3 protein-coding genes are annotated in these 1,908 nt (G+C 62.5%); all 3 read left to right on the top strand.

Annotation, left to right across the window (positions count from 1 at the left end):
• Positions 1-14: 14 nt before the first annotated feature.
• Entirely contained in the window at positions 15-683 is a 669-nt protein-coding gene (locus DBR24_RS21435; RefSeq protein WP_128615746.1) for a metal ABC transporter ATP-binding protein, read from the top strand.
• Positions 683-1,549 (top strand): metal ABC transporter permease, encoded by an 867-nt coding sequence (locus tag DBR24_RS21430; protein WP_128615745.1) that lies wholly within the window; start codon positions 683-685, stop codon positions 1,547-1,549. Before DBR24_RS21435 ends, DBR24_RS21430 begins: the two co-directional genes overlap by 1 nt.
• A gap of 11 nt (positions 1,550-1,560) precedes the next feature.
• Positions 1,561-1,908: metal ABC transporter solute-binding protein, Zn/Mn family (locus DBR24_RS33165; protein WP_256591715.1), on the top strand; the 348-nt coding region annotated here is incomplete at its 3' end.

The following is a 1,908-nucleotide window of genomic DNA, read 5'->3' as shown; positions in this document are numbered from 1 at the left end:
CAACGGGAGCACGCATGATCCGTTGCCAATCCCTGACGTGGGGCGCCCCCGGCCAACCCCTGACATCCCCCCTTTCACTTGAGCTGGACAATGGCAGTCTCACGGCAATCGTTGGCGCTAACGGTTGTGGCAAAAGCAGCCTGGTGAAAGTGATGGCCGGTTTACAAAAGCCGTTGGCGGGCCAGGTCACGCTGAGTGTTCCACGCCAAAGCGGTCTGTCCTTCCTGCCACAGCAACAGCATCTGGACCGGCAATTCCCGATCAGCCTCCACGAACTGGTGGCCGCCGGTTTCTGGGGCCGTAGATTATCGACCCAGCTGCGTGCCCAGCGACTCGCCGATGCGTTGGACAACTGGCACCTGAGTGGACTCAGCCACCGGCCGCTGATGGCACTGTCGGGCGGAGAACTGCAACGTGCCCTGCTCGCGCGCTTGAGCCTGACCGACGCGCCGATCCTGTTGCTCGACGAACCCCACGCTGCACTCGATGAACTCGGCCAGCAGTTGCTTTGGGAACATATTCACGCCTGGCACGGCGAAGGCCGAACCCTCGTCGTGGTCTGCCATGACCTCGCTGCCGTCCGCCAACACATCGCTCAAACAGTGCTGATCAACAATCGCCAATGTGTGTACGGCGCGAGCACGGAACTGATTCAACAAACTCCCGACATGCAGGTGGCCTGATGCTTGCCATCGCGCACTTCTGGCAACCGTTCAGCGAATTCGTTTTCATGCGGCGTGCGCTGCTCGGCGGGCTGGTGCTCGCCTGCAGCGTCGCCCCACTCGGGGTGTTTTTGATTCTGCGGCGGATGAGCCTGATCGGTGACGCCGTCGCCCACGGCATCCTTCCCGGTGCCGCGTTGGGCTTCTGGTTCGCCGGCCTCAGTCTGCCTGCCCTGACCCTCGGCGGTCTCGGTGCCGGTCTGAGCATGGCCGGCCTCGCGGCGTGGATCACTCGCCGCACTGGCCTGCGCGAAGACGCCAGCCTCGCCGCGATCTATCCGATTTCCCTCGCCAGCGGTGTGCTGATTCTCGGCATCGCCGGCAAACGCCTCGACCTCTTGCACCTGCTGTTCGGCTCGGCATTGGCCGTGGACGGACCGACACTCCATGGCATGTTGTGGGTCTGCGCCTTGAGCCTGATCGCCATGGCCCTGATCTACAAACCGCTGCTGCTCGACACCCTCGACCCGCTGTTCCTGAGCACCGTCAGCCGCCTCGGCCCTCTGGCCCACGGCGTATTCCTGACCCTGGTCGTACTCAATCTGGTGATCGGATTTCAGGCCATCGGCGCCTTGATGGTGGTGGGACTGATGATGCTTCCCGCTGCAGCTTCGCGATTCTGGAGCCGACACCTGCCGAGCCTGATCGCTATCGCAGCCGCCCTCGGTTGCCTCTCGGTTTGGCTCGGGTTGTTGCTGTCGTTCTACTACTCGCTGCCCAGCGGCCCGGCCATCGTGCTGATTGCCGGCCTCGGTTATCTGCTGTCCGTGGTGTTCGGACCGGTCCACGGTCTGTTGTGCCGCCCGCCTTTGCTCACATCCCAATGAGGTGTCTCCCGATGCGCGCTCTATTTGTGCTGTTCAGCCTGATGCTGTCGATGTCGTTATCGGCGGCGGAAAAACTGCCCGTGGTCACCAGCTTCAGCATCCTCGCCGACATGGTTCATCAGGTCGGTGGCGAGCATATCCAGATCACCAACATGGTCGGCCCCGACGCCGATGCTCACACCTACGAGCCGACACCGGACGATGCAAAAGCGCTGCTCAAGGCCAGACTGATCATCAAGAACGGCCTCGGTTTCGAGCCATGGCTGGATCGACTGGTGACCAGCACCGAAACCCAGGCCACGGTGATCAGTGCAAGTCACGGGGTGATTCCACGTTCGCTGGATGAAGATGGCGAGACC

Origin of the sequence: Pseudomonas sp. HMWF006, assembly GCF_003061205.1 — a bacterium.
GTDB lineage: Bacteria > Pseudomonadota > Gammaproteobacteria > Pseudomonadales > Pseudomonadaceae > Aquipseudomonas > Aquipseudomonas monsensis.
This window is presented reverse-complemented; position numbering and strand designations above follow the sequence as displayed.